This is a genomic window from Thermostichus sp. MS-CIW-41 (genome assembly GCF_054058915.1).
The window spans coordinates 1-2,909 of record NZ_JBSSBO010000085.1; the positions used below are offsets into that span (position 1 = coordinate 1).

The following is a 2,909-nucleotide window of genomic DNA, read 5'->3' on the forward strand; positions in this document are numbered from 1 at the left end:
TCGTTTTGACAAATTGGCCAGGAACTTCTTGAGTTTTCTCTATCTCGTCAGTGCTCTCTTTTGGCTCAAATGAAAGATCAACACAACCTAGGCCAATTGGGTTGCTAGCCAGGCTCGGATGCTTCGAATCATCTGGTGATTGGGGGCCAGTAGGTTCTGGTAGATCAACTGTCCAAAAGCATCGATGGGGCTGAACTCTTGCCCGACTTGGAAAGGGTAGCTAAAACCCAGTGGAGTGAGGTGATCCCCCTCGAGATGCTGCCACTCGGTATAGCCTTGATACTTGCGGCAAAGCTGTTGGTAGAGCAGAGGAATGTCGTCAATATCATCCTGTCGAAATTCCACAAGCAGGTTGTTTCTAACCGGATACTGCTCCTCAATTAAGCGGTTGGTTTCTGCTGGGGAAGGCTCGAACTCTAACCACAGATTCACAGGTGGCGAGGAGGATCCCATCCACATCCGCCACAGATCGGCAAGCTGTTGTTGAGGCCAAGCTTGGGCCAACAGCCGCAGCAATGGCAAAGCCCGATCCAACCCAGCATTGCTGTAGGCCAGGAAAATATTGCCTCGCCGCTGGGATCCCAGAGAAGGAACGGCTAGACAAGAGAGGATCTGCAACTTACAGCCCAGGCTATGACCCAAACCAAACAGGGGCAACTCCAGCAAACCCTTGCTTTGCAGGCTTCTGTGCAAAGATTGGGCTGCGTTGAGCGCCAGTTGGGCGTGATCGATATCTGTGGTGTAGGGAGTAGCAACAACGGCCATGCCCATACGGGCCAGTTCTTCCAGCAGGCGGCTGTAGAACACTTGCGGGGCAGCTCCCACAAAAGCTCCACCCAGAAAGTGAACGACGGCGCGGGGTTGAGCGGGCAGAAGGAACCAAGTATGCCCATCGGTTTGCCAAGTTGGTGCCATGGTGTTGCAACCTCGCCTGCGAGTTTGTTGAAGCTTTCCCCATAACCCAGCGCTCGGCAGATCCCACTTGCCCACCTCACGCCGGTTCCCTGCGCTGGCCAGCCGCTGGAACCCATCCTAATGGACATCTTGCCCAGACAGGGGATCCCCAGTTAACTTCTGATGCAGCAGGCAAAACTCTGCCCTACCCCCGACTGAGGTTCTCACACAGCCTACAGAGGGGTGGTGCGCTACACTCGCCGAGATTGGGTTTTGAGTGTAGGATCCCTGCTCAAAAGTTGCTGTGGCTGCTATGACTAGGGCAGTGGGTGGTGAGGGATCGTGATGAAGACTTCACAGCTTGAAAAAGGATGCCTGCTGATCGATTGTCGGGGCTTTGATGAAAAGACGATAAACCTGTTTTTGGCACCTGGGCCCGATCCCTACCGGGAAACAGAGGAATTTCTCCTGGACTGCGAGATGCGGGCAGATGAGCTGCCCCGTTATCTGCGGCGGGCCTTGCTGGAGTTTCAGTTGTATTCCAATTCGGAAGGGATCCTGCTGCTGCGGGGCTTGCCCGTGGATCCCGGACTAGACCATACCCGCACACCGGCTCTGGCGCAGCGCTCTGAGGAGAAAACCACTTTTGTCAGCGAACGCTGCTTGGCAATGATCGGCAGCCGCTTGGGGCATTTGGTCTCCTACATCCAAGAAAAAAACGGGGATTTGTTTCAAAACTTGGTGCCTACTCCCGGCAGCGAAGAAGTGCAATCTTCTGAGGGATCCCGCACCCGGCTGCAGTTTCACCGCGAGACGGTTTTTCATCCCCACTCACCGGAGTTTTTGCTGCTGTTTTGCCTGCGCCCCGACCATGATCGTGTGGCGGAAACCACCTACGCCAGCATCCGTCATGTCCTGCCTCTGCTAGGAGAGCGAGAGCGGGAGCTGCTGTTTGAACCCCTGTATCGCACTGGCATCGACTACTCCTTCGGCAACCGGCAAGCCCTGATCAATGGACCCATTTTGCCGGTGCTGTATGGCCGTCGAGAGGATCCCTTCTGGAACTACGACGAAGACCTGATGGTGGGGCTCACCCCCGAAGCCAGTCTGGCTCTAGAAGCCCTGAGGAAGGGAATCCACGCTGTCTACCGAGGCATCAAGCTGGAAACAGGGGATCTGCTCTGTATTGACAATCGCCGCACCGTCCACGGACGGACTGCCTTCTCTCCCCGCTACGATGGCTTCGACCGCTGGATCCAACGCTCATTTGTGGTTCGGGATCTCGGCCTTTCGGCAAGGGATCGCCATCCCGGTGAGCGCATCATTCGTACCGCCTTCGCCACAGAGGGTGAGGCCCAAGCTGCCCTCAATGGGGAGCAGGTCTGTCTCAGAAGATCCTGAGAAGTTCGCAGACTTCAGCGCCATCCATAGCTCAAGTCCGTAAAAGTACTATTGGCGATTTCCCCGAAAGGGTTTGGATGAGTCGCCCCAGATTCTGATGTCAAAATACGTGATCCTCACGATGGCTATCGCAGAGCGTTTCCAGCATTCTAGGCTTATGAGCTAAAGCCATCAATTCTTCTCACGATTGCGAGGTTAAGATGAGCATTCGCCAGATCATCGATGAGGTTTTACAATCTTCGGTTTTAACTCTGCAGCAGGAGTCCAGCATTAACCAAATCCTCTGGGAAAAAAACTATGATCTATCTGATCTAGAGGCTTTAGATAAGCTGGTGGAAGCCATTTTGCGCCAAGAGGTAAGGGCTGCTTCCGATCCCTGCTAGAAACCTAGCCTTGCTTGCAAACGACGGCAGATCTTGCTCAAAACTTACACACTTACACAACGCACAACTGAGAGCAATTGTGCATGCTCCTAGCATGAGTCGGGATGAGATTCCAATCTCTCGACAATTTCCCGGATTACAGCCTTTTAATTTAAAATAGGGTACAGGTATTCAAGAGGAAGGAGAGAAAGGAATGCCGACTCATTCTTTGGATTTGCGGCAAAGAGTTGT

3 protein-coding genes are annotated in these 2,909 nt (G+C 53.7%); 2 read left to right on the forward strand and 1 reads right to left on the reverse strand.

What is annotated here, in order from left to right:
• Window positions 1-87: 87 nt before the first annotated feature.
• Window positions 88-915, reverse strand: a complete 828-nt coding sequence (locus ACVWXE_RS14245) for a DUF1350 family protein (protein ID WP_457490633.1) — start codon at window positions 913-915, stop codon at window positions 88-90.
• 324 nt (window positions 916-1,239) lie between these two features.
• On the opposite strand from ACVWXE_RS14245, the gene ACVWXE_RS14250 reads away from it, so the two are divergent.
• Together ACVWXE_RS14250 and ACVWXE_RS14255 are read left to right on the forward strand one after the other, a co-directional pair.
• The gene (locus ACVWXE_RS14250; RefSeq protein WP_457490634.1) at window positions 1,240-2,295 is read left to right on the forward strand and encodes a TauD/TfdA family dioxygenase; all 1,056 of its coding nucleotides are present in this window, start codon (window positions 1,240-1,242) and stop codon (window positions 2,293-2,295) included.
• A gap of 200 nt (window positions 2,296-2,495) precedes the next feature.
• A complete protein-coding gene (locus ACVWXE_RS14255) occupies window positions 2,496-2,678 on the forward strand; it encodes a hypothetical protein (RefSeq protein ID WP_414342619.1) in 183 nt (60 codons plus the stop codon).
• Window positions 2,679-2,909 lie beyond the last annotated feature (231 nt).

What these genes read in the sequence shown, in the direction of transcription:
- ACVWXE_RS14245 (WP_457490633.1), bottom strand. Translation starts at nt 915, where the DNA reads ATGGCACCAACTTGGCAAACCGATGGGCATACTTGGTTCCTTCTGCCC.
- ACVWXE_RS14250 (WP_457490634.1), top strand. Translation starts at nt 1,240, where the DNA reads ATGAAGACTTCACAGCTTGAAAAAGGATGCCTGCTGATCGATTGTCGG.
- ACVWXE_RS14255 (WP_414342619.1), top strand. Translation starts at nt 2,496, where the DNA reads ATGAGCATTCGCCAGATCATCGATGAGGTTTTACAATCTTCGGTTTTA.